The sequence below is a fragment of the Aeromicrobium massiliense JC14 genome (genome assembly GCF_000312105.1).
GTDB classification, from domain to species: domain Bacteria; phylum Actinomycetota; class Actinomycetes; order Propionibacteriales; family Nocardioidaceae; genus Aeromicrobium; species Aeromicrobium massiliense.
This window is the reverse complement of the sequence record NZ_HE978637.1, coordinates 43,832-68,186: the sequence shown is the minus strand read 5'-3', so window position 1 is coordinate 68,186 and position 24,355 is coordinate 43,832. Positions and strand designations below refer to the sequence as shown.

General features: G+C 73.0%; 23 protein-coding genes and 1 tRNA gene. 9 read left to right on the top strand and 15 right to left on the bottom strand.

Going from position 1 to position 24,355, the window contains the following annotated elements; translation table 11 throughout:
• Position 1: 1 nt before the first annotated feature.
• Positions 2 to 1,375: a UTP--glucose-1-phosphate uridylyltransferase gene (locus HGAM_RS07320; RefSeq protein ID WP_019144825.1), complete on the bottom strand. Its 1,374-nt coding sequence runs from the start codon at positions 1,373 to 1,375 to the stop codon at positions 2 to 4.
• Positions 1,376 to 1,400: 25 nt separating this feature from the next.
• On the opposite strand from HGAM_RS07320, the gene HGAM_RS18275 reads away from it, so the two are divergent.
• On the top strand, positions 1,401 to 1,964 hold the full coding sequence (locus HGAM_RS18275; protein ID WP_019144824.1) for a 5-formyltetrahydrofolate cyclo-ligase: 564 nt from the start codon (positions 1,401 to 1,403) through the stop codon (positions 1,962 to 1,964).
• Between the two features lie 132 nt (positions 1,965 to 2,096).
• On the opposite strand, the gene HGAM_RS07310 is transcribed toward HGAM_RS18275, so the two are convergent.
• Both HGAM_RS07310 and HGAM_RS18270 read right to left on the bottom strand, forming a co-directional pair.
• Positions 2,097 to 3,146, bottom strand: coding sequence for a hemolysin family protein (locus tag HGAM_RS07310; protein ID WP_019144823.1), 1,050 nt, complete (start codon positions 3,144 to 3,146; stop codon positions 2,097 to 2,099).
• Positions 3,143 to 4,501, bottom strand: a complete 1,359-nt coding sequence (locus tag HGAM_RS18270; protein WP_019144822.1) for a hemolysin family protein — start codon at positions 4,499 to 4,501, stop codon at positions 3,143 to 3,145. The genes HGAM_RS07310 and HGAM_RS18270 overlap by 4 nt, the downstream gene beginning before the upstream one ends.
• Before the next feature lie 86 nt (positions 4,502 to 4,587).
• Between HGAM_RS18270 and HGAM_RS07300 the strand changes: the two genes are divergently transcribed.
• From HGAM_RS07300 to mscL, 3 genes are read left to right on the top strand one after another with little or no spacing between them, the layout of a single operon-like run.
• Positions 4,588 to 4,893 (top strand): FmdB family zinc ribbon protein, encoded by a 306-nt coding sequence (locus tag HGAM_RS07300; RefSeq protein ID WP_019144821.1) that lies wholly within the window; start codon positions 4,588 to 4,590, stop codon positions 4,891 to 4,893.
• 53 nt (positions 4,894 to 4,946) lie between these two features.
• Complete coding sequence (locus HGAM_RS18265) at positions 4,947 to 5,528, top strand: SAF domain-containing protein (RefSeq protein ID WP_019144820.1); 582 nt, start codon at positions 4,947 to 4,949, stop codon at positions 5,526 to 5,528.
• A gap of 46 nt (positions 5,529 to 5,574) precedes the next feature.
• On the top strand, positions 5,575 to 6,024 hold the full coding sequence (gene mscL, locus HGAM_RS07290; RefSeq protein ID WP_019144819.1) for a large conductance mechanosensitive channel protein MscL: 450 nt from the start codon (positions 5,575 to 5,577) through the stop codon (positions 6,022 to 6,024).
• Position 6,025: 1 nt separating this feature from the next.
• Here mscL and HGAM_RS18260 read toward each other — a convergent pair whose 3' ends face one another.
• The 5 genes from HGAM_RS18260 to HGAM_RS07265 form a co-directional block, all read right to left on the bottom strand.
• Entirely contained in the window at positions 6,026 to 6,205 is a 180-nt protein-coding gene (locus HGAM_RS18260; protein ID WP_019144818.1) for a hypothetical protein, read from the bottom strand.
• A complete protein-coding gene (locus HGAM_RS07280) occupies positions 6,186 to 7,088 on the bottom strand; it encodes an NAD-dependent epimerase/dehydratase family protein (protein ID WP_019144817.1) in 903 nt (300 codons plus the stop codon). Before HGAM_RS07280 ends, HGAM_RS18260 begins: the two co-directional genes overlap by 20 nt.
• Before the next feature lie 112 nt (positions 7,089 to 7,200).
• Complete coding sequence (locus HGAM_RS07275) at positions 7,201 to 8,016, bottom strand: HAD-IIA family hydrolase (protein WP_019144816.1); 816 nt, start codon at positions 8,014 to 8,016, stop codon at positions 7,201 to 7,203.
• 4 nt (positions 8,017 to 8,020) lie between these two features.
• Positions 8,021 to 8,941, bottom strand: a complete 921-nt coding sequence (locus HGAM_RS07270; protein WP_019144815.1) for a CE1 family esterase — start codon at positions 8,939 to 8,941, stop codon at positions 8,021 to 8,023.
• Between the two features lie 16 nt (positions 8,942 to 8,957).
• The gene (locus tag HGAM_RS07265) at positions 8,958 to 11,276 is read right to left on the bottom strand and encodes a glycoside hydrolase family 31 protein (RefSeq protein ID WP_019144814.1); all 2,319 of its coding nucleotides are present in this window, start codon (positions 11,274 to 11,276) and stop codon (positions 8,958 to 8,960) included.
• A 115-nt stretch (positions 11,277 to 11,391) separates the two neighbouring features.
• Between HGAM_RS07265 and HGAM_RS07260 the strand changes: the two genes are divergently transcribed.
• On the top strand, positions 11,392 to 12,138 hold the full coding sequence (locus HGAM_RS07260) for a polyprenol monophosphomannose synthase (protein WP_019144813.1): 747 nt from the start codon (positions 11,392 to 11,394) through the stop codon (positions 12,136 to 12,138).
• On the opposite strand, the gene HGAM_RS07255 is transcribed toward HGAM_RS07260, so the two are convergent.
• Complete coding sequence (locus tag HGAM_RS07255; protein ID WP_019144812.1) at positions 12,135 to 12,524, bottom strand: ATP-binding protein; 390 nt, start codon at positions 12,522 to 12,524, stop codon at positions 12,135 to 12,137. The two genes, HGAM_RS07260 and HGAM_RS07255, sit on opposite strands and share 4 nt — an antisense overlap.
• 185 nt (positions 12,525 to 12,709) lie before the next feature.
• Here HGAM_RS07255 and HGAM_RS07250 point away from each other — a divergent pair.
• Positions 12,710 to 12,785 (top strand) — tRNA-Arg (locus HGAM_RS07250).
• An 8-nt stretch (positions 12,786 to 12,793) separates the two neighbouring features.
• Here HGAM_RS07250 and HGAM_RS07245 read toward each other — a convergent pair.
• Entirely contained in the window at positions 12,794 to 13,744 is a 951-nt protein-coding gene (locus tag HGAM_RS07245) for a LysR family transcriptional regulator (RefSeq protein ID WP_019144811.1), read from the bottom strand.
• 121 nt (positions 13,745 to 13,865) lie between these two features.
• Between HGAM_RS07245 and HGAM_RS07240 the strand changes: the two genes are divergently transcribed.
• The 3 genes from HGAM_RS07240 (at position 13,866) to HGAM_RS07225 (ending at position 19,101) form a co-directional block, all read left to right on the top strand.
• On the top strand, positions 13,866 to 14,561 hold the full coding sequence (locus tag HGAM_RS07240; protein WP_019144810.1) for an aspartate/glutamate racemase family protein: 696 nt from the start codon (positions 13,866 to 13,868) through the stop codon (positions 14,559 to 14,561).
• Positions 14,562 to 14,764: 203 nt separating this feature from the next.
• Positions 14,765 to 17,860: an ATP-binding protein gene (locus tag HGAM_RS07235; RefSeq protein WP_019144809.1), complete on the top strand. Its 3,096-nt coding sequence runs from the start codon at positions 14,765 to 14,767 to the stop codon at positions 17,858 to 17,860.
• A gap of 662 nt (positions 17,861 to 18,522) precedes the next feature.
• A complete protein-coding gene (locus HGAM_RS07225) occupies positions 18,523 to 19,101 on the top strand; it encodes a response regulator transcription factor (protein WP_019144807.1) in 579 nt (192 codons plus the stop codon).
• A gap of 79 nt (positions 19,102 to 19,180) precedes the next feature.
• On the opposite strand, the gene HGAM_RS07220 is transcribed toward HGAM_RS07225, so the two are convergent.
• The 5 genes from HGAM_RS07220 to HGAM_RS07200 all read right to left on the bottom strand — a co-directional run bounded on the left by HGAM_RS07220 (position 19,181) and on the right by HGAM_RS07200 (position 24,305).
• Positions 19,181 to 20,815, bottom strand: a complete 1,635-nt coding sequence (locus HGAM_RS07220; protein ID WP_019144806.1) for a methyl-accepting chemotaxis protein — start codon at positions 20,813 to 20,815, stop codon at positions 19,181 to 19,183.
• An 88-nt stretch (positions 20,816 to 20,903) separates the two neighbouring features.
• Positions 20,904 to 21,290: a universal stress protein gene (locus tag HGAM_RS07215; RefSeq protein WP_019144805.1), complete on the bottom strand. Its 387-nt coding sequence runs from the start codon at positions 21,288 to 21,290 to the stop codon at positions 20,904 to 20,906.
• Positions 21,287 to 22,822, bottom strand: a complete 1,536-nt coding sequence (locus HGAM_RS18255) for a tripartite tricarboxylate transporter permease (protein WP_019144804.1) — start codon at positions 22,820 to 22,822, stop codon at positions 21,287 to 21,289. The genes HGAM_RS07215 and HGAM_RS18255 overlap by 4 nt, the downstream gene beginning before the upstream one ends.
• Entirely contained in the window at positions 22,822 to 23,322 is a 501-nt protein-coding gene (locus HGAM_RS18250; RefSeq protein ID WP_019144803.1) for a tripartite tricarboxylate transporter TctB family protein, read from the bottom strand. The genes HGAM_RS18255 and HGAM_RS18250 overlap by 1 nt, the downstream gene beginning before the upstream one ends.
• The gene (locus HGAM_RS07200; RefSeq protein ID WP_019144802.1) at positions 23,319 to 24,305 is read right to left on the bottom strand and encodes a Bug family tripartite tricarboxylate transporter substrate binding protein; all 987 of its coding nucleotides are present in this window, start codon (positions 24,303 to 24,305) and stop codon (positions 23,319 to 23,321) included. The genes HGAM_RS18250 and HGAM_RS07200 overlap by 4 nt, the downstream gene beginning before the upstream one ends.
• Positions 24,306 to 24,355 lie beyond the last annotated feature (50 nt).

Below are 24,355 nucleotides of genomic sequence, written 5' to 3'. Positions count from 1 at the left end.
CCTAGTCGCCCGTCAGAACCTCGCCGTCGGCGACGCGCTCGGCCGAGCCGGTGTCGGCCAGCTCGACGTCGCCGACGACGCGGACGCCGGACCCGAACGTCCAGTCGCCGCGCACGGTCAGCGACCGCGCCTCACGCAGCGACGGCACCTGGGGGAGGCGCTGCTCGAAGGCGTCGATCGTGCCGAAGTACGTCTTCTCCAGTCGCACCAGGGGCACCTCGTCGACGGCCGCGCTGACGTGGCCGGTGTCGGCGACGTCGTAGACGTCCGAGCGCAGCAGGGCCAGGTCGTTGGTCGTCTTGACCGGCAGGAAGCGGGAGCGCGGCACCTCGATGGCGGTCGCCCCGTCGAACACCTCGACCGCGGCGCCCATGGCGCTCTCGATCTGCACGACCTTGGGCGAGCTCGGGTCGCGCGGGTCGACGTTCTTGACGTTGCGGATGAGCGGCAGACCCATCACGCCGCCGCGCTCCTCGAGCCGGGCCTTGAGCGCCTGCAGGTCGAACCACAGGTTGTTGGTGTGGAAGTAGCGGTGCCGCTGCATGTCGGCGGCGGCGTCGGCGTCCTCGTCGGGCGTCTGCGCCGTCTCGCGCAGCACCAGGCGCCCGTCGCTCTTGCGGACCACGAGGTGGCCGCCCTTGACGTCGGCCGGCGTGCGCAGGCAGACCTCGGCGGCGTACGGGGCGCCGGACGCGGCGAACCAGCCCATCATCGCCGGGTCGGGCGAGGCGCCGAGGTTGTCGGAGTTGGAGATCGTGGCGTAGCGGAAGCCCTGCTCGAGCAGGGTGTCCAGGACGCCGGAGGTGGCCAGCGCCGTGTAGAGGTCGCCGTGGCCCGGCGGGCACCAGGTGAGCGACTCGTCGTCCCACTCGACCGGCGTCAGGTCGTCCTCGAGCAGCTTGGGCTCGCGGTTCTGCAGGAACTCCAGCGGCAGGTCGCCGACCGCGAGGTCGGGGTAGCGCTCGAGCACCGCGCGGGTGTCGTCGCTGGTGCGGAAGCTGTTCATGAACACGAGCGGCAGCCGGACGCCCAGCTCCTCACGCACGCCGCGCACCTGGGCGACGATGAGGTCCAGGAACGAGCGTCCCTCGCGGACGTCCAGCAGCGACTTGGCCCGGTCCATGCCCATGGACGTGCCGAGGCCGCCGTTGAGCTTGATCACCGCGGTGACGTCGGCGGCGGCCCGTTGGTCCTCCAGCGACACCTCCAGGTCGGCGGCGCGGTCGACCCCGTCGAGCGGATCGACGTCCACCTCGGGGATCATCCCGGTCTCCCCCGCCGCGAGCTTGCCGTAGAAGTCGGAGAACACGTCGATCGCCAGGTCCGCGATCCCCGCGTCCCGCATCTTGCGCTGAGCTGCCTCGAGTCCGTTCATCGCGAATCAGGCTAGCGTCGATCCCGTGGACAAGCAGGACGTAAGAGCCCAAGCGCTTTCGCACCGGGCGGCCCGCAGCGACGCGGCGCGGTCGGAGGCGGCCGAGGCGATCGCCGCGCACCTGCTCGCCGAGCCGGTCGTGGCCCGCGCCCGACGCGTCGCGGCCTACCTCTCGCTGCCCACGGAGCCGGGCACCGGCCCGCTGCTGGACGCCCTCGCCGACCGCGGCACCGAGGTGCTGCTCCCGCTGAGCCGGCCCGACCGGACGCTCGACTGGGTCGTGCACGAGCCGGGCGCTCCGCTGCTGCCGTCGACGCTCGGCGTCCCGCAGCCGTCCGGCGAGCCGGTCGGCCCCGACGCCCTCGCGTCCTGCGACGTGGTGCTGGTGCCGGCGCTGGCCGCCGACGTGCACGGACGCCGGCTGGGCCGCGGCGCGGGCTACTACGACCGGGCGCTCGCCGGGCTGGACGTGCCGCTGTGCGCGCTGGTGTTCACCGATGAGCTGCTCGACGCGGTGCCCGCCGAGCCGCACGACGTGCCGGTGAACCTCGTGGCGACGCCCGACGGCGTCCACCGCGTCCTGTCCTGACCCACCTCACGACGGCCGCTTCCCCGAGCCCGGCTCCCCCGAGATGTGGACGCATACGCACCACGATCGACCGGATCGAGGTGCGTTCGCGTCCACATCTCGGCAGCGCGAGCGCCGGGTGAGGGACGCTCGTCAGCGGGCGGGGCGCTCGCGGGCGGAGTCGCGGATCTCGCCGACCAGCTCCTCCAGCACGTCCTCGAGCATGACGACGCCCATGACGACGCCCTCGGGGGAAGCCACGCGGGCCATGTGCGCGCCGCGCGACTGCATCGTGCGCAGCGACTCGTACAGCCCCGAGCCGGCGGCGACGGTGGCCAGCGGCCGCACCCACTTCTCGGGCACCGGCAGCTCGCGCGACGTGTCGCCGGCGTCCAGGACGTCCTTGATGTGCAGGTAGCCGACCAGGTCTCCCCCGGCGTCGGCGACCGGGAACCGGGAGAACCCGGTGCGGCCGCAGGCGTCCTCGACGTCGGCCGGGGTCGCCGCGGGCGGGATCGTGACGAGCGTGTCGCTGGGCAGCAGCACCTGCTCCACGCGGCCGGCGGTGAAGTCGAGCGCGCCGGACACCAGGCCGTACTCGTCCTCGTCGAGCAGGCCCTCGCGGCGCGACTCCTCGACCAGGCCGGCCACCTCGTCGTGGCTGTAGGTGGACGCCACCTCGTCGCGCGGCTCGATGCCGACCAGGCGCAGGAAGCCGTTGGCGAGGCCGTTGAGCAGCCAGACGAACGGGCGCAGCACGGCGACGAAGACCAGCATCACCGGGCCGAGCACGAGAGAGGCCCGCTCCGGTCCGACGAGCGCCAGGTTCTTGGGCACCATCTCGCCGTAGACGACGTGCAGGAACACCACGAGCGCCAGCGCGATCGTGAACGCGACCGGGTGCACGAGCCCGTGCGGGACGCCCAGCGCCTCGAAGCCGGGCTCGATGAGGTGCGCGATGGCCGGCTCGCTCACGGCGCCCAGGCCGATCGAGCAGATCGTGATGCCCAGCTGGGCCGCGGCCATGGCGGACGTGACGTTCTCGACCGCCTTGAGCGCGAGCGCGGCCGGCCGCGAGCCGGCAGCGACGCGCAGCTCGAGCTGGTCGCGACGGGCCGAGATGAGCGCGAACTCCGAGGCCACGAAGACCGCGTTGAGCGCGAGCAGCACGAGGGTCAGCGACAGGCTGAAGACGGGGCTCATCGGTCCTCGCCCTCCTCGTCGTCACGCGTGCGGGTGGTCATCGAGACCCGGTCGATGCGGCGGCCCTCCATGCGGTCGACGGTGAGCGTGACCACGACCCGGCGCTTGAGGCCGTCGGCGACGCCGTCGAGCTCGACCTCCAGGACGTCGCCGCGCTCGGCCAGGCGGCCCAGCTGCTGGGTGACGTAGCCGGCGATCGTCTCGTACTCGTCGCTCTCGGGCACCGCGACGCCGGTCTGCTCGCGCACCTCGTCGGGCCGCAGCATGCCCGAGAGCGTCCACCGACCGTCGGGCCGGTGGCGGCTGCGGGCGACCATCCGGTCGTGCTCGTCGGCGATGTCGCCGACGATCTCCTCGACCAGGTCCTCCAGCGTCACGACACCGTCGTTGCCGCCGTACTCGTCGACCACGACGGCCATCTGCATGCCCGACTCGCGCAGCACGTTGAGCAGCGGGTCGAGCTCGATCGAGTCCGGCACGCGGGTCGCCGGCTCGGCGATCTCGGCCAGCCGCACGGAGCGCCGGCGGTCGGCGTCGATGCGGAACGCGTCCTTGACGTGCACGACGCCCAGGACGTCGTCGGGCGTGCGGCCTATGACCGGGAAGCGCGAGTGGCCGGTCTGCCGGGCCGCCTCGACCAGGTCGGCGGCGGTGTCGCGGTCCTCCAGGAAGTGGACGCGGACGCGCGGGGTGCGCACGTCGGCGGCGGTGCGGTCGCCGAACGCGATGCTGCGGGCCACCAGCTGCGCGGTGGGGCTCTCGAGGGAGCCGTCGGCGGCCGAGCGCAGCACCAGCGAGCGCAGCTCCAACGGCGAGCGCGCCGAGCGCAGCTCCTCCTGCGGCTCGACGCCCATGCGGCGCAGCGTGGCGTTGGCGACCCCGTTGAGTCCACGGATCGGCCAGGCCATCGCCTTGGTGAACGCGCGCTGGGCCGCCTGGGTCGCGGACGCGGTGCGCATCGGCACGGCGAGCGCGAGGTTCTTGGGGATGAGCTCGCCCAGCAGCATCGTCACGAACGTGCTGAGCGCCAGGGCGATCGCGTAGGACGCGGCGCTGAGCGCGCCGTCCTCGAGCCCGGCGTCGCCGAGCGGTCCGCGGACGAGCTGGCCGATCGCCGGCTCGGCCAGGTAGCCGATGGCCAGGTTGGTGATGGTGATGCCGAGCTGGGCGCCGCTGAGCTGGGTCGAGAGCGACCGCAGAGCGACGAGGGTGCCGGCCGCACCGCGGTCGCCGGACTCGGCGGCCCGCTCGACGCTGGCGCGGTCGACCGTCACGAACGAGAACTCGGCGGCGACGAACACTCCGCAGGCGAGGACGAGCAGGAAGGCGAGGGCGAGTAGTAGCCACTCGGTCACGAGCGCAGGTCTCCTGGAGGTCGGGGCCGTGTCCGCCCAGAGTATCCTGGGCGCCGCAACCCCCGCCCTTTCCCCAGGAGACGTCCGTGCCCACGTACCAGTACCAGTGCACCGAGTGCGGCGAGGCCCTCGAGGTCCAGCAGAGCTTCAGCGATCCGTCCCTCACCGAGTGCCCGCGGTGCCAGGGCCGGCTGCGCAAGGTGTTCAACGCCGTCGGCGTGGTGTTCAAGGGCTCGGGCTTCTACAAGACCGACAGCCGCTCGTCGTCGACCACGTCGTCGGACACCAGCTCGTCCTCCTCGGCGTCGTCCACGAGCACCTCCTCGGACTCGGGCTCCTCGTCCACGTCCTCGTCGACGTCCTCGTCCTCGACCGGCGGCTCCGCGGCCTGAGGCCTGTGGACGCGCGCGGACGCCGGACGGCGCGCCGCTCGTAGCGTCGCGGCATGCGCCGCGTCTCCCGTCTCGTCCTGCGTCACCGCCGGGCCCTCTCGGCCCTCTGCGTCGCCCTGGCCGTCTGGCTGGCACTCGCCGAGCTCGGCGCCGACCCGCCCGGCGACCGCGTGGTCGTGGCCGCGGACGACCTGCCCAGCGGCCACGTGCTCAGCCGCTCCGACCTGCGCACGGCCGTCGTCGCGCGAGCACCCAGCCGCACGGTCGACGCCGGCGACCTGGTGGGGCGCACCGTCGCCGCCCCGATGCGGGCGGGCGAGCCGTTCACCGACGTCCGGCTCGCCGGCCCCGACCTGCTCGAGGCGCTCGGCGACGGCACCGTGCTGGCCACCGTGCGCGTGGCCGACCCCGAGTCGCTCGCGGCGCTGGGCGTGGGCGACGAGGCCGTCGTGGTGGCCAGCGACCCGCACGGCGAGGCCGGCTCCCGGGTGGTGACACGCGAGGCACGCATCGTCTCGCTCCCGCCGCCGCGCGACGGCGCGGTCGTCGTCGGCCTCGGCGTCGACGAGGCCACCGCGCTGTCGATCAGCTCGGCGTCGCTGCGCGGACCCCTGTCGCTGCTCGCCGTCGGCTGAGGCCCGCGCTAGCGTGAGCCGACCGTCCGACTCACGAGGGGGCACCATGCTGAAGGGCTTCAAGGACTTCCTGTTCCGCGGCAACCTGGTCGACCTGGCCGTCGCGGTGGCGATCGGCACCGCGTTCACGGCGCTGGTGGCTGCGTTCACCGAGTACATCGTCAACCCGATCCTGGCCACGGTCGGCGGCAAGAGCGGCCCGGGCTGGTCGTACACGATCTTCGAGGACAACCCGGACACGACGCTGCGGTTCGGTGACCTGATCGGCGCCCTCATCACCTTCGCGATCACCGCGGCGGTCATCTACTTCGTGCTCGTCGTGCCCATGAAGAAGATCAACGACCTGCGCGACCGCGGCAAGAAGGCCGAGGCGCCTGCCGAGGTGACGCCCGAGGACGTCGCGCTGCTGCGCGAGATCCGCGACCTGCTCGCGGGCCAGAACCCCGGGGGCGGCGCCACCGGGGCGTCCGGCAGCCACGCGGGCCCGCCGGCCTGAGCTAGCCGCCGTGGTGGGGCGGGACGTCGCGGCGCAGCTCGTCGTCGCGCGAGCCCGCCCCCCGCTCGCCCCAGCCCTCGGGCGTCTCGTCACGGGTCGTGGACGGCTCGAGGTCGCCGAGCAGCGCGGCCGCCCGGCGCAGCCGCTCGCGCCGCTCCCGCTCAGACGCGGACGAGGTCATCGAACCACTCGGGGACGGCCTTGGGGTGGCGCGGCTGCCAGCCGGTGGCGGCCTGGAAGCGCTCCGAGCTGACCCGCTGCGAGCGCGACAGCCACTCGATCTTGTGCCCGACGCTGCGCTGCACGAGCCGGTGGTGCAGCACGCCCTCGCGCCGACCGACGGCGTGGGCGTAGGTGTCGGCCAGCTCCCCGCGGCGCAGCGGCTCGGCGCCGACGTTGTACGTGCCCGCGGGCGCGCCGAGGGCCGCAGCCGCCGCGGTGCCGACGTCCTCGGGGTGGACGACGTGGCACCAGGCCTCGCGGGCGCCGACGCCGACCGGGCGGCCGGCGCGGGCGCGCTTGAGCAGCCAGGCGCTGTGCGGGTCAGGGCCGACGATGAGGCCGAAGCGCAGCACCACGCCGTCGAGGCCGGCGAGCGTCGCGTTGCGCACGTGCGTCTCGGAGACGACGACCGGCTCGGAGAAGCGGGAGACGGCCGTGGGGCTGTCCTCGTCGACGATCTCCTCGCCGTGGTCGGCGTAGATGAAGCTGACGCTCTGCTGGACGAAGCGGCCGACCGACGCGCGGCAGGCGGCCTGGGCGGCGATGCGGGTGCCCGCGACGCGCAGCCGGTCGTGGCTGCGGAACTGGGCGTAGCTGACCGACGTCGCGCCGACCGGCACCTTGGTGGCGAAGTTGACGACCGCGTCGCAGCCGAGCATGCCGGCGGCCAGAGCGGTCTCGTCGTAGAGGTCGCCGAACCACGGCTCGACGCCCAGGTCGGCGACGACCCGCGCGGCCTCGGCCGTCCGGACCAGGCCCACGACGTCGTGGCCGGCCTCCAGGAGCGCGGTGGCGGCCGATCGGCCCATGACCCCGTTCGCTCCGGTGAGGAACACCTTCACGCGATCTCCGTCCCCGTCGGGACGTCGACGTCCCGACAGACGCGGCGATCCTAGCAACGGGCCCGCCGCTCCCCCAAAGCCGCGGACTTCCCGCCGGTCCCCGCGACGCCGGTCAATCCGGCTGCAGGACCGACTCGGCCTCCGCGTCGTCCACCAGCGGGACGACGTCGGCGATCGAGCTGAAGACGCGGGTCGGCCGGAACGGGAAGCGGTCCACCTCGCCGGCGGACGTCGACCCGCTGAGCACCAGGATCGTGCGCAGGCCGGCCTCGAGCCCGGACAGGACGTCGGTGTCCATCCGGTCGCCGATCATCACCGTGGTCTCCGAGTGCGCCTCGATCTGGTTCAGCGCGCTGCGCATCATGAGCGGGTTCGGCTTGCCGACGAAGTACGGCTCGACGCCGGTCGCCTTGGTGATGAGCGCCGCGACCGAGCCGGTGGCCGGCAGCGGGCCCGTCGGCGACGGGCCGGTCGGGTCGGGGTTGGTGGCGATGAACCGCGCGCCGCCGGCGATGAGCTGGATCGCCCGGGTGATCGCCTCGAACGAGTAGGTGCGGGTCTCGCCGAGGACGACGTACTCGGGGTCCTTGGACGTCATGACGTACCCGGCGTTGTAGAGCGCGGTGGTGAGCCCGGCCTCGCCGATGACGTACGCCGTGCCGTCGGGACGCTGCTCGGCCAGGAACTTGGCCGTCGCGAGCGCGGACGTCCAGATCGCCGACTCCGGCACCACGATGCCGGCCGCACGCAGCCGGGCCGCGAGGTCGCGCGGGGTGAAGATCGAGTTGTTGGTCAGGACGAGGAACTTGCGGCCGGTGGCGGTGAGCCGACCGATGAAGTCGGCGGCACCGGGGATCGCGCGCTCCTCGTGGACGAGCACGCCGTCCATGTCGGTGAGCCACGACTCGATCGGCCTGGGGGAGGTCATGGGGTCATCCTCTCGCGAGCCGGTGCGCGGAGAGGAACTCCCACACCGTCCGTGTCGCGTCGAGCTCGTCGGTCATCTTCCCCGACGGACCGCCCGCGGCCGCGCGGTCGCCCCCGGGCCACTGGTGACCGCCGTCGGCAACGACGTAGGCCTCGAGCCGCGCGTCGCACCCGGTCCAGGTGCGGTGCTCGATCGCGCCGCGCCGCTCGACCCGCGGCTGGCGGTCGCACTGGTTGCGCGCACGCCAGCGGTCGAGCATGAGGTCGACCGGGGCGGTCGGCCCGATGACCGACCGGATGTTGCCGTCGTAGGTGATGACCGGGTCGCGCCTCCCGTGCACGTAGAGCAGCGGCGCGGGCTCGGCGCGCGGGCAGCGGCCCAGGTCGAACGGGGCCGAGACGCCGGCATAGGCGGCGAACGGGCTGTCGTCCTGGCACGAGAGCGCCTGGGCGAGCGCCGAGCCGTTGGAGAACCCGGCCACGTAGGTGCGCTCCTCGTCGACGCAGGCCACGTCGTCGGCCACGTGCTCGACCAGCTCCTCGACGAACGTGACGTCGTCGTCCGAGCCCGTCGCCGGCGTCTCCCAGCGCTGCGGGTCGCCGCCGCCCTCGGGCGCGACGACCACGAAACCCTCCTCGTCCGCGGTGGCCAGGACCTGGGTGGTGTCGACCATGTCCTGGGCGTCGCTGTCGTAGCCGTGCAGCAGGTAGACCACCGGACGCGGCTGGTCCTCGGCCGCTCCCTCGGGGACGTGCAGCAGGTACTCGCGCTCGACGCCGCCGACCGTGACGCTCTCGCGCGTGGTGCCCGGCTCGACGTCCTCGCAGGGCCCGTCCGAGGCGTCCGAGGGACCGCAGGCGCTCAGCAGCGCGGCGGTCAGCAGGACGGGCAGGGCGGCACGTACGGGTCGACGGGGCACACGCATGCCAAGCGACCCTAGGTCAGGGACTGGCGAGCAGCATCTCGCCGACCGCCGAGAGCAGCGCCGGCGGCAGGCCCAGCGTGCCCAGGTGGGCCATGCGGACGCCCGCGTCCATGTCGCGCATCGCGACGGCGTGGACCCGCTGCTTGACGTCGAACGGGATCTGCGCGCGGTCGAGCAGCTCGAACAGCCGCTCGCCGATGCGCGCGTCGCGCGGCCGCGGGTCGTCGCCGACGGAGACGGTCAGCGGCTCGGTGGTCGTGTGCGGGCCGACGCCGACCACCTGGTCGGTGCCGAGCAGCCGCAGGCGCCACGTGCGCTCGGCCGGCATGCAGTGCGTCGCGCCCGTGGCCGCGCCGATCGTCAGCGTGCCGGAGGCCTGGTCCCAGACCAGCTCGGTGCGGGCGACCCCGGACTCGTCCATGCCGTCGCCGCGGCCGTCGTCCTCGACGAGCACGAAGCGTCCGTCGGCGCCGGCGACCACGCAGACCTCCAGGGTCGCGGGGTTGTCGGTCGCGCCCGCGGACGACGGGTCGGCGTCCAGCGGCACGATCGCCCCACTGCGCGCCAGGACCGGGATGCTCCACAGGTCGCGGTGCAGCTCCAGGCGACGGTCGCCGTCGTAGACCTGGCCGGTGATGACGTCCACCCAGGTGCCCGGCGGCAGCCACGCGGTGACCGAGCCGAGCATCGTCCGGGTGTCGCGCGGGCTGGTGATCGGCGCGACGAGCAGCTCGCTGCCGAACAGGTACGTGTTGCGCAGGTCGTAGGCGTCGTCGACGTCCGGGTGCTCCCAGTACAGCGGCTGCACCAGCGGCTCGCCCTCGCGCGCCGCGCGGTGGTTCATCGTGTGCAGGTACGGCAGCAGCCGGTGCCGGTGGCGCAGCCAGGTCGACATGACCTGGCGCGCCTCGAGGTTGAACCGCCACGGCTCCTTGCTGTTGAACGGGTTGTTGCTGGAGTGCAGCCGGGTGATCGGGCTGAGCACGCCCAGCTGCACCCAGCGGGTCGCCAGCTCGTCGTCGCGGCGGCCGCCGTAGTGCCCGCCCACGTCGTGGCTCCACCAGCCGAAGCCGATGTTGGACGCGGTGGAGGTGAAGTACGGCTGGAAGGCCAGCGAGTCCCAGCTGATCACCGAGTCGCCGGAGAACCCGACCGGGTAGCGGTGGCTGCCCGGGCCGGCGTAGCGCGAGAACGTCAGCGGACGTTGTCCGCCGCGGGCGTTGTCGAGGAAGTGGAGGTGGTTGAGCATCCACAGCGGGTCCAGGCCGGCGACGCGCGAGTACGGCCCGGACTGCCAGTCGATCCACCAGAAGTCGACGCCCTGGTCCTCGAGCGGACGGTGCAGCAGGTCGAAGTAGGCCCGGACGAACTCACGGTCGGTGACGTCGAACGCGACCGGTGCCCCAGCCGCGGGGTCGTGGCCGAGCGCCTGGGCGACGGCGACGTACGCGTCCTCGTACTGGCGGACGCCGTCGGCCGGGTGCACGTTCAGCGTGACGTGCAGGCCGCGCGCGTGCAGGTCGTCCAGGAAGCCCTGCGGGTCCGGGAACAGGTCGCGGTTCCAGCTGTAGCCGGTCCAGCCGCTGCCGTGGACGGGGTCGACGTCGACGTGGTGCCAGTCCATGTCGAGCACCGCGACCGACAGCGGGACCCGCTCGGCCTCGAAGCGCTCCATGAGCGCGCGGTACTCGTCGGCGGAGTAGGCGTAGTAGCGGCTCCACCAGTTGCCCAGGGCGTACCGCGGCAGCAGTGGCTGGCCTCCGGACACCGCGTACAACGCCTTGACGGCCTCGCGGTGGTCCAGGCCGTAGGCGAACACGTAGACGTCCTGGCGGGTGCCGTCGCGCGGCTCGACCCAGCCGTCGTCGGTGAGCACGGGGGTCGCGGAGTCGTCGATGACCGCATAGCCCCAGCGGGACACGACACCGGGCTCGAGGTCGATCTCGCCGTCGGCCTTGTCGAGCGTCCGGGCGGTGCCGCCCAGGTCCGGGACGTCCTCGCCATACCGCCAGACCGAGTGGTAGTTGCTGACGCCGCCGCGCACCTGCACGCTCAGGCCGCTCGTGCTGAACGGCCGCTTGTCGTAGGTGAGGTGGAGCCGGGCCGTCACGATCTCCAGCACGTCGCCGTCGCGGACGTCGAACTCGGGCACCGGCTGGCGGCGGTGCAGCGCGAACGCGCTCGCCCGGTCCTCGAACCGGCCGTCCGCGGCGTGCTCGAGCCGCACCAGCCCGTCGGCCAGGACTGTGATGCGGAACGTCTCCCCCTGGACGACCGCCTCGGGGGCGGCGACGGGGCTCGTGGGGATGCGGTAGACCTCGTGCTCGGCAGTCACTCCTCCACGTTCTCACGCGGACGTCCACCGTTCACCCGGACACCGTCACGCGCACCGGGCCCGTGTGGAAGCATGGGCGGGCCCCGCACCCGAGCCTCCAGGAGCAGCACGCCGCATGGTCCGTCTCGCCGTCGTCGTGCCCACCTACCAGGAGCGCGCCAACATCGTCCCGCTCATGGGCCGGCTCGCCCAGGTCGCGCGGGAGCACCCCGAGGACGCCGTGCGGGTCCTCGTGGTCGACGACTCCTCCCCCGACGGCACGGCCGCGCTGGTGCGGTCCATGGCCGGCGAGCTGGCCAGCGGGCGCCTCACCGTCGAGGTGCTGGAGCGCGCGGAGAAGAACGGGCTCGGCCGCGCCTACGTCGAGGGCATGCAGCACGTGCTGCGCCGCGACGACGTCGACGCCGTGCTGCAGATGGACGCCGACCTCTCGCACGACCCGCAGTACGTCCACGAGTTCCTCGAGCACGCCCGCGCCGGGGCCGAGCTCGTGGTCGCCTCGCGCTACGTGCCCGGCGGCGCGACGCCCGACTGGGGCTGGCACCGCAAGGCGCTCAGCCGCGGCGGCAACTGGTACGCCCGCCTGCTGCTGGGCCGGGCACTGTCGGACTACACCGGGGGCTTCAACCTGTACGCCGCCGACCTGCTGCGCCGCATGGACCTGACGAGCGTGGGATCGGCCGGGTACGCGTTCCAGATCGAGATGAAGACCCGGGCGCTTCGACTGACCGACAAGGTCGTCCAGCTGCCGATCGTGTTCCTGGACCGCACCGAGGGCACGTCCAAGATCCCGCGCTCGACCCTGCTGACGTCGCTGCGCCTGGTGACGACGCTCGGCGTGCGCCGGCTGCTCGGCCGCTAGGCCTGCTCCACGGCGAAGGTGGCCCAGACCGCCTTCGCGTGCCCGTCGATGCGCTCCACGCCCCACGAGTCGCTGACGCCCTCGACAAGGGTGAGCCCGCGGCCGCCGGTGTCGTCCGGGCCCGCGTCGCCGGACAGCGCGGGGTGCTCGGGGGCGCCGTCCTCGACCCGCACGCGCAGCACGGGGCCGTCGCGCGACACCGAGACGCTGAACGGGGTGCGGGCGTGGACGACCGCGTTGGTCGCCAGCTCGGTCACCACGAGCTGGACGTCGTCGGCCAGCTCGGGGAGCTCGTGCTCGTCGAGCAGGTGCCGGACGAACGAGCGCGCTCGGCCCGGGCTGCCGAGGTCGTGCGGCAGCAGCAGGTGGCTGAACCACTTCGACATGGGACTCCCGGGAGGTCGACCGTCCATCTCGTGCTCTGGCGAGCCGGGGCAAGGAGCGGGGTCGGGGCAACCGCCGAGGCTCAGCGACCGTAACCCGGGCCACCTCGCGTCGCCACTCGCAGGGGGCGACCGGAGGGGCTCTTGTAGGCTCGGCACCTGTCGGCCGCCCGTGCGGCCGCGGCCCCGCCTCCGTAGCTCAGGGGATAGAGCACCGCTCTCCTAAAGCGGGTGTCGCAGGTTCGAATCCTGCCGGGGGCACCAGCAGCCGGTCAGTCCCCGGCGTGACGCTGCGCCGCGGTCCGCAGCGCACGCAGCGTGTGCCCGACGGCCGGCACCTGGGCGGTGTTGCGCCGGGTCAGGGCCAGCACCCGCCGGGGCGGCAGGTCCGCGACGGGGACGTCGAAAACGCCCGCGTGCCGGCTCGCGCGCAGGGCCAGCGCGGGCAGCGTCGCGACCGCCATCCCGCTCGCGACCAGGGCCTGCACCACCACGTAGTCGTCGGTGCTGTGCCGCACGTCCGGCACGAACCCCGCGCGGGCAGTCGCCCCGACCAGGTGACGGCGGCAGGTGGGGCAGCCCGCGACCCACGCCTCGTCGGCCAGGTCGCGCAAGGACAGCTCCGGTTGTCCGGCCCGCGCGTCGGTCCGGCGCACGACGAGGCGCACGGGGTCGTCCAGCAGCCAGGTCGCGTCCACGTCGCCGCGTGCGACGTCCTCTCCCGCGTGCTCGAAGACCACCGCGACGTCGCACTCGCCCGCCACGAGCGCGGCCCGCGCCTCCGGCGGCTCGAGCTGGGCGAGCCGGAGCTCGACGCCGGGATGCCGCTCGGCCATCACGGTCACGGTCTCGGCCGCGATCGTGGCGCTGGCGGAGGGGAACGCGGCGAGCCGCACCGTCCCGGTCCGGGCCTGGGCGTGGGCGTCGGCCTCCCGGGCGGCGTCGGCCAGGGAGGCAGCGACGGCGTCCGCATGCCGCAGCAGCGCCCGGCCGGCCTCGGTGATCTCGATGCCGCGGCCGCGCCGCACGGCCAGCGGGACGCCGAGCGTGCGCTCGAGCCGCCTGACGTGCTGGCTCACCGCGGGCTGGGTCCAGCCCAGCGCCTGCGCCGCCGCCGTCAGCGACCCGGCGCGGCCCACCTCGCCGAAGACCAGCAGCGAACGCGGGTCGATCGTCGGCTCCGACGGGCCGGATGCCGGCCCCGACGCGGGCTGCTGATCCATGGGACGACCTCCACACCGAAGTGCTGCTAAGGAATCTGAAAAGAACTATGGCATTGTGCCGCGGTCATCGGCCGCCCGACGATGGGACGACCATCAGCACCACGGACGAAGGACGGACGACATGCGCACGATCGGGATGCTGGGCGGGATGAGCTGGGAGTCGACGGCCGAGTACTACCGGCTGGCCAACACCCTCGTGCGCGAGCGGCTGGGCGGGGTCCACTCCGCCCGGGTCGTCCTGGACTCGCTCGACTTCGCCGACGTCGAGCTGCTGCAGTCCGAGGGCCGCTGGGACGACGCCGGGCGCCTGCTCGCGGAGCGCGCCCGCGCGGTCGTCGCTGCGGGGGCAGAGCTGGTCGTCCTGTGCACCAACACGATGCACCTGGTGATCGACCGGGTCGAGCAGGCCGTCGACGTGCCCGTGCTGCACATCGCCGACGCGACCGCGGCCCGCGTCCGGGCGGCGGGGCTGGACCACGTCGGGCTGCTCGGCACCGCCTTCACGATGGAGCAGGACTTCTACCGCGGGCGGATGGCCGGCCACGGCCTGGACGTGCTGGTGCCCGACACGGACGACCGCGCGCTCGTGCACCGGGTCATCTACGAGGAGCTCGTGCGCGGCGTCGTCAGCGAGTCGTCCCGTGCCGAGTACCGCGCCGTCATCGAGCGCCTGGTCGAGCGGGGCGCGCAGGGCGTCGTCCTCGGGTGCACCGAGGTCGAGCTGCTGGTCAGCGAGTCCGACAGCCCCGTGCCGGTCTTCCCCACGACCCGCATCCACGTCGAGGCTGCGGTCGACCGCGCGCTGGCCGCGGGCTGACCGCCAGGCCCCCAGATCCGAGGGATCCGCGAGACGGTGGCGGACCGTACCCTCGCACCCCGACGGCCTCGCCCCCGCTGCGGTCCGTGAGGACACGTCGCCCGTTCTGCACCGTCTGGCACCACGGACGTGCAAGGCTCGACCCGGCACCGGGGCAGCGGCTCACCAGCACCCCTCCCTCCCCTCAGGAAGGACCTTCGCGCGTGACCATCGACACCATGAGGTTCGACGTCCTGGGCACCCTGCAGGTCCGAGGCTCCCAGGACCTCGTGGACGTCGGGCCCCGCCGCAACCGCGAGGTGCTGGCCACTCTGCTCATCCACGCTGGCGAGGTCGTGTCGGTGGAGACCCTGATCGACGAGGTCTGGGGCGGCGCCGACGTGGCACCGGGCTCGGTCCACGTGGTCGTCTCGCGGCTGCGCTCGCGACTCGGTGCCGAGCTGGTCGAGACCCGCGCCCCCGGCTATCGGCTCGCGCTCGGCGACCACCGCACGGACGCCCGCGAGTTCGAGGCTCACCTGGCGGCAGCCCGCGACGCTGCCGACGCCGCCACCGCGAGGGAGCGCATCCAGCAGGCGCTCTCGCTCTGGCGGGGAGACGCGTACGCCGACGTCCAGGTGCCGGCGGTGCGCAGCGAGGCCGAGCGGCTCCATCGCCTGCGGCTCGGCGCCCACCAGCGCCTGGCCGAGATCGACCTCTCGACCGGTCATCACGACGACGTCGCCCGAAGGCTGGCCGTGCTGGTGGAGGCGTACCCGCTGGAAGAGGGCCTGTTGGTCCCGCTCATGCTCGCGCAGTACCGCTGCGGCCAGCAGGCCGAGGCGCTGGCCACCTACGAGCGAGCCCGACGCGTCCTCGACGAGGAGCTCGGCCTGGAGCCCACCCCGCTCGTGCGCGAGATGCAGGCCCGCATCCTCCAGCACGATCCGTCCCTCAGCCCGGCTCCGGCCTCAGCAGCGCCCGGACCACGCGATCGCGGCTTCATCGGCCGCACCGATGAGCTGAAGGTGCTGGACGAGGCGCTGCGCCAGGGCTGGACCACACCGACGGGCCCGCCAGCCGTGGCCGCCGTGTTCGGCGAGGCGGGCATCGGCAAGACCCGGCTGGCCGAGGAGCTCGCCGCTCGGGCCCGCTCCGAGGGGGTCGTCGTCGCGTTCGGCCGCTGCCTGGAGAGCGAGGGCACGCCGCCGTTGTGGCCTTGGGAGCAGGCCTTGGGCGCGGTGGCGGACGCGCTCGATCCCGCGACGAGGGACGCCGCCCTCTCCGGCCGCGGTCAGCTGGCGCGCCTGCTGGTTCCGAACGCCCACGACGAGCCCGTCGACCTTGCGGGCGACGTACCGGCGATCCGGCTCCACGACGCCGTGACGGCCTTCCTCGAGGTGGCCGCAGACGCGCGACCGGTGCTGCTGGTGCTCGAGGACATGCACTGGTCCGACAGCGGCACCGTCGAGCTGTTCGAGTACCTCGCCACCACCGCTCGGACCGGACGCCTGGCCCTGCTTCTCACCGTCCGCCGACCTGACCTCTCCGACACGGCCACGCGCCAGCTGACGGCAGCGATGTCGAGGACCGGCGGCGCCGTCACGACGGTCCTCGACGGCATGGCCGTCGAGGAGGTGCAGGAGCTCGCCACCGACAGCCTGGGCGTCGAGGTGTCGTTCGCGACCGCCCGCACCCTGCGTGAACGGACCGACGGGAACCCGTTCTACGTGTCCGAGCTCGCCCGGCTCTACGGCGACGAGCGACGGCGCACCGGCCGGGGGGACACGCCGGTGCCCAGCGGCGTGCAGGCCGTCATCGAGCGCCGGCTGCGCCACCTGCCGGCCGGCGACCTCGACGTGCTGCAGGCCGCGGCGGTCATCGGCCGCACCTTCGACCTCCTGGTCCTGGAGGACGTCAGTGCCGTCGGTCGCCTCGTCCTGCTCGAGACGATCGATCGCGGCGTGTCCGCCGGCGTCCTCGTCGGCACGGACAACGCCCTGGAGTTCCGCTTCGGGCACGCGCTCGTCCAGGAGGCCCTCATCGCGTCGGCCAGCCTGGCGCGCCGGGCGGCCGTGCACGCCGCGGTCGCGGAGTCGCTCGAGGTCCGGCACGGCGCGCACCCCCACGCCGTGGCCGCCATCGCGCACCACTACGTGGCGGCGTACCCGCACGGCGACCCGGTCCGGGCGGTGGAGTACTCGCTGCGGGCCGCGTCCCTGGCTCAGCAGCGACTCGCGCTCGAGGAGGCAGAACGTCTCGTCCGTCGCGCGCTCCCGCTCGTCCAGGCCCTGCCTCCGGAGGAGGCCGTGAGCCTCGAGATCGCCCTGCGCGTGCGGCTCGGGACGCTGCTCACGCTCCGGCACGGCTACAACGGCCCGGGAGTCGCCGACGAGCGCCACCGGGTGCTCGCCCTCAGCGGACCGGACGGCGCCAGCGCCGACCTGTTCTCCGCCCACTGGGGAACCTGGGGCAACGCGCTGGTCTCAGGCCGGTTCGCCTCCGCCCGCAGCGCGGTCGACGTCCTGATGGAGACCGCCGCCGCGACCGGTGACCCGATGCTCACGCTGGCGGGTCGCATCGCCCGCGGACAGTCCGCCTGGCACGTCGCCGAGCTGGCGCCGGCTCGACGCGACCTGGAGGTCGCGATGGGGCTGGCCGACGGCGCCGACGAGGGGTTCGACCTGGACCTGTGGCTCCAGCACCCTGGGGTCCAGGCACGAGTCTGGCTCGCGATGGTGCTCGCCCAGCAGGGCGAGGTCGAGGCCTCCGACGCCATCGTGCAGGACGTCGAAGGTCTGGTGCAGGACATGGACCACCTGTTCTCGACGAGCTACGCCCACATCGTCATCGGTCTGCGCGACATCGTGCTGGACCGGCCCGAGGACGCCGCCCGGCACGGCCGTCTGGCCATGGAGGTCGCAAGCGAGAACGGGTTCGCGCAGCTGCAGGCGTTCGCCCTGATCCCCCTGGGCTGGGGGCACGGGCGGACCACCGATCCCGAGTCGGGCCTGGCGCAGGTGTCCGCCGCGCTCGAGGCCTTCGGCTCGCTGCCGGACGGGCACATGTTCGGGCACCTGATGCTGCGCCTGCTGGCCGACCTGCACGCCCTCGCGGGACGACCGGACGAGGCGCTGCGACTGTCCGAGCGGGCCCTGGACGAGTCGCGCCGCACGGGAGAGCGCTTCGACCTGGTGCGGCTACACGGACTGCGGGCCGAGCTGCTCGCGCCCCGGGACCCGCGGGCCGCCGAGGCCGAGCTGCGCCTGGCGACCGAGCTGGCGGACGAGCAGCGTCAGAGCGGCTCCGGGGCGAAGTGACTCACGGGTAGAAAGGTTCGTGAAAGCGCGATCTCGCAGGCTGTGACCACCGCACCGGTGGCACGAGAGGACACCCATGAGTGAATCCGCTGAACAGCCAGACCCCGAGGTCTTCACCCTCGACCATCTCTTCCAGGGAGGGCCGGACGTCGTCGTCACGGGCCAGGTCGAGGCTCCTGACCCGGTTGACGACCTGCCGGAGGACGCGGACCCCGTGCTCCCCGCTGCACCCTGAGCGGGCGGACCGCCTCCCGTCCCGCCCTGCTCGTCCTCTCGCTCGGTGCCGGCGCCCCGCGCACGGCACCCTTCCGTGCGCTCCGGGGACCCCGCACCCTCGGCGGCCGCGCGAGCGTCCTGGTCGCTGAGGGTGCCGGGGGGCCCGCGCTGTCCCGGCGCATGCGCGTCGCGCGCGCAAGCGCGTTTGCTCGACCGCACCGTGAACGTCCCTCGACAGGACGAAGCATCAAGGGCCGCGACCTCCCTCACCGGTGCTCCTGCCCGCTGGCGGTCTCCCCACCCCGTCGCAACTCAAGCCGATCCCGAGCGACCCGCCCCTGTCATCCCGCGGTCCCGCGGCGCAAGACCGATGAAAGCCCGCTGAAAGCCGGCTCCGTTTGAGTAGGTCCTGCACCAACCAGAACACCTCACAGGGAGCACGGACCATGAAGACCACGACGCTCGCGCGACGCACCGTCAGCGCCACCTCGGCGCCCCAGATCGCGTGGCGGCCGGAGCAGGCGGTGCTCGTCGTCGACCGCAGCGGCCGCGTGGTCGAGGCCGACGAGGGCGCCCGCACCCTGCTCGGCCCGCTGGGACTGCGCCCCGACCTCGGGCCGACCGGCCCGGTGGCCTGCCTGATCGGCGCGGTGTGGCGACACTACGACGCCACCCACGCCCGGCTGGTCGCGCCGCAGCGTGCCGAGGCGTTCCAGGGCCTGGTCGTCCGGGTCACCTTCCGCCGCACCGCCGCGGGACGCCCGGAGGCGGTCATCGTGCTCAACCGGTCGGCGCGCTCGGAGGCTCTGGCACGACTCGCGTCCGAGCACGGGCTGACCCCGCGGGAGACCGAGGTCGTCGGCGCCGTGCTCACCGGTGGGTCGACGCGCGACCTCGCCGCCGCGCTGATGCTGTCGCCCTACACCGTCCAGGACCACCTCAAGGCGGTCTTCGCCAAGTGCCAGGTGACGAGCCGGCTGCAGCTGACCGCCCTCGTGCTGGGCCACCTGGACGCCGCGCTCTGAGCCCGGTCGTCCGCCCCGGGGACGGACGAAGGCCCGGATCCTGCTTCGCGCAGGGTCCGGGCCGTCGTGGGTCCTGGGGTCAGACCTGGAAGTGGGCGACCGAGCCCCGCAGCTCGGCGGCCATGCGGGCCACCTCGTCGACCGCGGCCTGGGTCTGGGCCAGCGCCTGGGTCGTGCCCGACGCCGCCTGGGAGACGCCCGCGATGTTGTCGGCGATCTGACCCGAGCCGGACGACGCCTCGGCGACGTTGCGCGACATCTCGTTCGTGGTGGCGGTCTGCTCCTCCACCGCCGAGGCGATGGTCACTTGGTAGTCGTTGATCGAGGTGATGATCGACTCGATCTCGCTGATCGCGTCCACCGCTCCCCCGGAGTCGTTCTGGATCGTCTCGACCCGGCGGGCGATGTCCTCGGTCGCCCGCGCCGTCTCCTGCGCCAGCTCCTTGACCTCGTTCGCGACGACCGCGAAGCCCTTGCCCGCCTCGCCGGCCCGCGCCGCCTCGATCGTCGCGTTGAGCGCCAGCAGGTTCGTCTGCTCGGCGATCGAGGTGATCACCTTGACCACGTTGCCGATCTCCTGGCTGGACTCGCCCAGCTTCGCCACCGTCTGGTTCGTCGTCTCGACCGTCCGCACCGCCTCGGACGCCACGCGCGCGGCCTCGTTCGCCGAGTGCGCGATCTCGCGGATCGAGGCCCCCATCTCGTCGGACCCGGCCGCGACGGTCTGCACGTTGCGGCTGACGTCCTCGGCGGCACCCGACACCAGGCCCGCCTGCACCGACGTCTCCTCCGCACCAGCGGCGATCTGCTGCGACGACGCCGACAGCTCCTCGGCGGCGGCGGCCAGCGCGTCCGAGGACGCCGTCACCGACCCCATCAGCCCGCGCAGCGTCGCGGTCGCCTCGTCCAGGCTCGCGCTCATCTGGCCGACCTCGTCACGCGACGTCACGCCCGACGTCGCCGTCAGGTCACCCGCCGCCAGCGCCACCGCCACCTCGCGCACCCGACCCAGGTTCCTCGCGATGCTCCGCGCCACCAGCAGACCGATGCCCAGGCACGTCGCCGCACCCAGCATCAGCACGACGAGGGTCGTCGCGCGCGCCGTCTTGTACGCGTCCTGTGCGGCGACGGCGTCCGCCTCGGCTGCGGCGTCCTCGTTCTCGACGATCTGCGACAGCAGGTCGCTGATCTTGGAGGCGAAGTCGTCACCGGCCTGCTCGTTCGCCACGCGCCACCGCCTCAGGTCCTGGCGGGCGGCGATGGGTCCCAACGTCGAGTCGATGCGATCGACGTATCCGGCGAACAGCGTCCTGATCTCGTCCACCCGGGCACGGTCCTCCGCGTCCGGTCCGGTCGCCAGGTAGTCGCCTAGCTGCGCGTCGAAGGTCTGCTGCAGCTCGACGTACTCCTCGTCGACCGCGGCGCGGTCGGGCCCGTCGCCCACGATGAGGATGTCGCGGATGCTGAGCGAGATGCTCTTGCGGGTCGTGTTGAGGTCACCCAGGACCTTGACCGCCTGCAGGTTCTCCTCGTGGATGCGCTGGCTGGTCGCCGCACTGTCGGACAGCGCGTTCACGCTGTACGTGCCGAGGACGGACGCGGCCAGCACCCCGATGACGGCCGGCACGAGCACCTTCGTGCGGATCCTGCGGCTCGACCACCAGGTGGCGACGGCGCTCGAGCGCACGGTCTCGGGCACGACGGACGTGGACATGGGGCCTCCAGCACATGAGGGACGGCGGCCCCGGGGTCGAGACCGCCGTCCCTATCGGCTATAGGCTGTAGAACCTGAGCACCATGGCTCAGCTCTTCACCGCGAGCACTGGACGCTCGGAATCGAGCAGGATCCGCTGAGCGGTGCTGCCCATGAGCATCTTTCCCACGGGAGACCGGTGCCGGATCCCGATCACCACGAGCACCGCCCGCTCGGCGGACGCCGTCTCCAGGACGGCGTCCACCACGTCCGACGCGACGGGGCGCAGGACCCTCGCCTCGACCCCCAGCTCGCCGGCACGGCGCCGCAAGGACTCCACCTCGTCCTGCGACGCGAACTTCGGGTCGACGAGCGAGTCACCCCGAGTAGCGTTCACGATCACCAGCTCGAGGTGCCGCAGGCGCGCCTCCTCGACGGCGGCCAGGAACGCGTTCTCCGCCGCAGCGGTCGGGGCATGGGCGAGCAGGACGGTCATCGCTTCTCCAGTACGTCGTCACGGTCATCGGTCGTCGTGTCATGGCCCCGCCGCCGCGTCGCCACGACCCGCAGCACGAGCGGAGTCAGCACGATCACGGCGCAGATGCCCAGCACGATGGCGGCGAACGGTGTCGACCACAGGGTGGACACGTCGCCCTGGCTGATCGCCAGCGCCCGGCGCAGCTGCTGCTCGGCGATCGGGCCCAGGATCAGGCCGATCACCGCCGGCCCCACGGGCCATCCGTACCGGCGCATCATGAAGCCGAGCGCACCGATCAGGAACAGCAGCGTCAGGTCGACGGCGGACTGGCTCAGGGTGTACGAGCCGAGCGCGGCGAACATGACGATCCCGGCGTAGAGGAACGGACGCGGGATGCGCAGCAGCTTCACCCACAGGCCCACGAGCGGCAGGTTGAGGGCCAGCAGCATGACGTTGCCCAGGTAGAGGCTCGCGAGCAGCGCCCACACGAGCTCGGAGTCCTCGTCGAACAACGCCGGCCCCGGCTGCAGGCCGTACTGCTGGAACGCCGCGAGCAGGACGGCGGCCGTGGCCGACGTCGGCAGGCCGAGCGTCAGCAGCGGCACGAGCACGCCCGCCGCCGACGCGTTGTTGGCGGCCTCCGGGCCGGCCACGCCCTCGATCGCGCCCTTCCCGAACTCCTCGGGGTGCTTGCTGAGCCGCTTCTCGGCCGCGTACGACAGGAAGGTGGGCACCTCGCCACCGCCGGCCGGCAGCGTGCCGAAGGGGAAGCCGAGCGCGGTCCCGCGCAACCAGGGCTTCCACGACCGCCGGAAGTCGTCGCGACTCATCCAGTGGCCGTCGACGGTCACGAGGCTGGGCGGCGTGCGCCGCAGCCGCGAGGCGACCCAGAGGGCCTCGCCCACGGCGAACAGTCCGACCGCCACGACCACGACGTCGATGCCGTCGGAGAGCTGCGGCACGCCGAACGTGAGACGGGCCTGGCCAGACAGGACGTCCAGGCCCACGAGTCCGAGCGTGAGGCCCAGGCACAGGCTCGCCAGGCCGCGCACGACGCTCGAGCCCAGCACCGTGGAGACCGTGAGGAAGGCCAGCACCATGAGGGCGAAGTAGTCCTCGGGGCCGAGCTTCACCGCCAGGTCGGCGACCTGGGGTGCCACGAGCGTGAGCGCGACGGTCGCGATGGTCCCCGCGACGAAGGAGCCGATGGCCGCCGTCGCCAGGGCCGCGGCGCCGCGCCCGGCCTTGGCCATCTTGTTGCCCTCGAGCGCGGTGATGATCGAGGTGGACTCGCCCGGCGTGTTGAGCAGGATCGACGTGGTCGAGCCGCCGTACATGCCGCCGTAGTAGATGCCGGCGAACATGATGAACGCCCCGGTGGCGTCCAGCGAGTACGTCACCGGCAGCAGCAGGGCCACCGTCATGGCCGGCCCGATGCCGGGCAGGACGCCCACGGCGGTGCCGACCAGCACCCCGATGAAGGCGTACAGGAGGTACGTGGGGGTCAGCGCGTCGGCGAACCCCTGCATCAGCAGGTCGAGGCTGCCCATCAGATCACCGACGCCAGCAGCCCGTTGGGCAGGTAGATGCCGAGCGCGCGCGTGAACAGCAGGTAGGTGGCGAACGGTGCCAGCAGGCTGACCAGGACCAGGCTGCGCCACGACCGAGCGCCGAGGCTCCAGGCCATGCCGGCGAACAGGCCGATCGTGGCCAGGAGGTAGCCCAGCGGCTGCACCAGCACGACGTAGCCCACCAGGACGGCGGCGATGACGCCCAGCGTCCGCCAGTCCGTCGAGGCCTGGTCGTCGACGTCCTCCCCGGCCTCGGCCTCGGCGCGGTCGCCGCGCAGCACCGCGACGACGAGCCACAGGCCGACGACGACCAGCACACCGCCGACCACGTAGGGGAAGAACCGTGGACCGATCGAGTGCTCACCGGCCGGCACCGAGATGCCGCGGGCCGAGAGCAGCAGGTAGATCCCGAGGACCACCAGGCCCGCAGCGGGGACGACCTCGCTGCGGCCCTGGTGGTGAGTGGTCGTCTGGCTCACACGAGCCCGATCTGCTCGAGCGTGCTCTGGATCTGCTCGGACTGCTCGTCGAAGAACGGCTCGACGTCGTCGCCGACCATGAACGAGTCCTCCCAGCCGTTGGTCTCCAGGGTCTGCTTCCAGGCGTCGGACTCGTGCACCTCGGCGAGGAAGTCCTGGATCTGCTCCACCTGCGCGTCCGTGGTGCTGGGCGGTGCCAGCACGCCGCGCCAGTTCGCCAGGACGACGTCGACGCCCTGCTCGGTGAAGGTGGGCGCGTCGAGCGAAGCGAGCGGCTCGGGCGCGCTGACAGCGAGGACCCGCAGGTCACCGCTCTCGATCTGGCCGGCCCACTCGTTGACGTTGGAGATGCCGGCCTTGACCTTGCCACCGACGATCGCCGCGAGCGCCTCGCCGCCACCGGAGAAGGGGATGTAGTTGACCTTCGTCGGGTCGACGCCCACCGCCTCGGCGTAGAGGCCGGCGGTCACCTGGTCGGTGCCGCCCGCGGACCCGCCGCCGATGGCCTGGGAGCCAGGGTCGGCCTTGAACGCCGCGGTGAAGTCGTCGAGCGTCTTGTACGGCGAGTTCTTGGGCACGACGAGCACGTGGTACTCGGACGTCAGCCGGGCGACCGGGACCGCGTCGTCCAGGGTGACGTCGGAGTCGTTGGCGAGGGTGGCGCCCACGAGCGTCGCTCCCATGACCATGAGCTGCTTGCGGTCGTCGGCCGAGACGAAGCGCGACAGGCCGATGGTGCCGCCGGCTCCCTCGACGTTGACGACCTGCACGTCGTCCGCCACCTTCTCGTCCTCGATCGCCTTCTGCAGGGCTCGGGCGGTGCCGTCCCACCCGCCGCCCGGGGCGGCCGGCGCGACGAGCTGCAGACCCGCCTTCGTCGGGAAGGCGTCGCCTCCCTCGTCTCCGGGCTGGTCCTGAGCGCAGGCGCTCAGCGCCAGGAGCGCGGCGCTGGCGACGGCCGCGGCGCGGGTGAAGTGCCTCATCGGGGGTTCCTCTCGCAGAGCGTGATGACGATCACACCATACAGCCTATA

What these genes read in the sequence shown, in the direction of transcription:
- HGAM_RS18255 (WP_019144804.1), bottom strand. Translation starts at nt 22,822, where the DNA reads ATGGGCAGCCTCGACCTGCTGATGCAGGGGTTCGCCGACGCGCTGACC.
- HGAM_RS07215 (WP_019144805.1), bottom strand. Translation starts at nt 21,290, where the DNA reads ATGACCGTCCTGCTCGCCCATGCCCCGACCGCTGCGGCGGAGAACGCG.
- HGAM_RS07255 (WP_019144812.1), bottom strand. Translation starts at nt 12,524, where the DNA reads ATGTCGAAGTGGTTCAGCCACCTGCTGCTGCCGCACGACCTCGGCAGC.
- HGAM_RS07220 (WP_019144806.1), bottom strand. Translation starts at nt 20,815, where the DNA reads ATGTCCACGTCCGTCGTGCCCGAGACCGTGCGCTCGAGCGCCGTCGCC.
- HGAM_RS07310 (WP_019144823.1), bottom strand. Translation starts at nt 3,146, where the DNA reads ATGAGCCCCGTCTTCAGCCTGTCGCTGACCCTCGTGCTGCTCGCGCTC.
- HGAM_RS07275 (WP_019144816.1), bottom strand. Translation starts at nt 8,016, where the DNA reads ATGACCTCCCCCAGGCCGATCGAGTCGTGGCTCACCGACATGGACGGC.
- HGAM_RS07225 (WP_019144807.1), top strand. Translation starts at nt 18,523, where the DNA reads ATGAAGACCACGACGCTCGCGCGACGCACCGTCAGCGCCACCTCGGCG.
- HGAM_RS07200 (WP_019144802.1), bottom strand. Translation starts at nt 24,305, where the DNA reads ATGAGGCACTTCACCCGCGCCGCGGCCGTCGCCAGCGCCGCGCTCCTG.
- HGAM_RS07270 (WP_019144815.1), bottom strand. Translation starts at nt 8,941, where the DNA reads ATGCGTGTGCCCCGTCGACCCGTACGTGCCGCCCTGCCCGTCCTGCTG.
- HGAM_RS18265 (WP_019144820.1), top strand. Translation starts at nt 4,947, where the DNA reads ATGCGCCGCGTCTCCCGTCTCGTCCTGCGTCACCGCCGGGCCCTCTCG.
- HGAM_RS07260 (WP_019144813.1), top strand. Translation starts at nt 11,392, where the DNA reads ATGGTCCGTCTCGCCGTCGTCGTGCCCACCTACCAGGAGCGCGCCAAC.
- HGAM_RS07240 (WP_019144810.1), top strand. Translation starts at nt 13,866, where the DNA reads ATGCGCACGATCGGGATGCTGGGCGGGATGAGCTGGGAGTCGACGGCC.
- mscL (WP_019144819.1), top strand. Translation starts at nt 5,575, where the DNA reads ATGCTGAAGGGCTTCAAGGACTTCCTGTTCCGCGGCAACCTGGTCGAC.
- HGAM_RS07320 (WP_019144825.1), bottom strand. Translation starts at nt 1,375, where the DNA reads ATGAACGGACTCGAGGCAGCTCAGCGCAAGATGCGGGACGCGGGGATC.
- HGAM_RS18260 (WP_019144818.1), bottom strand. Translation starts at nt 6,205, where the DNA reads ATGACCTCGTCCGCGTCTGAGCGGGAGCGGCGCGAGCGGCTGCGCCGG.
- HGAM_RS07245 (WP_019144811.1), bottom strand. Translation starts at nt 13,744, where the DNA reads ATGGATCAGCAGCCCGCGTCGGGGCCGGCATCCGGCCCGTCGGAGCCG.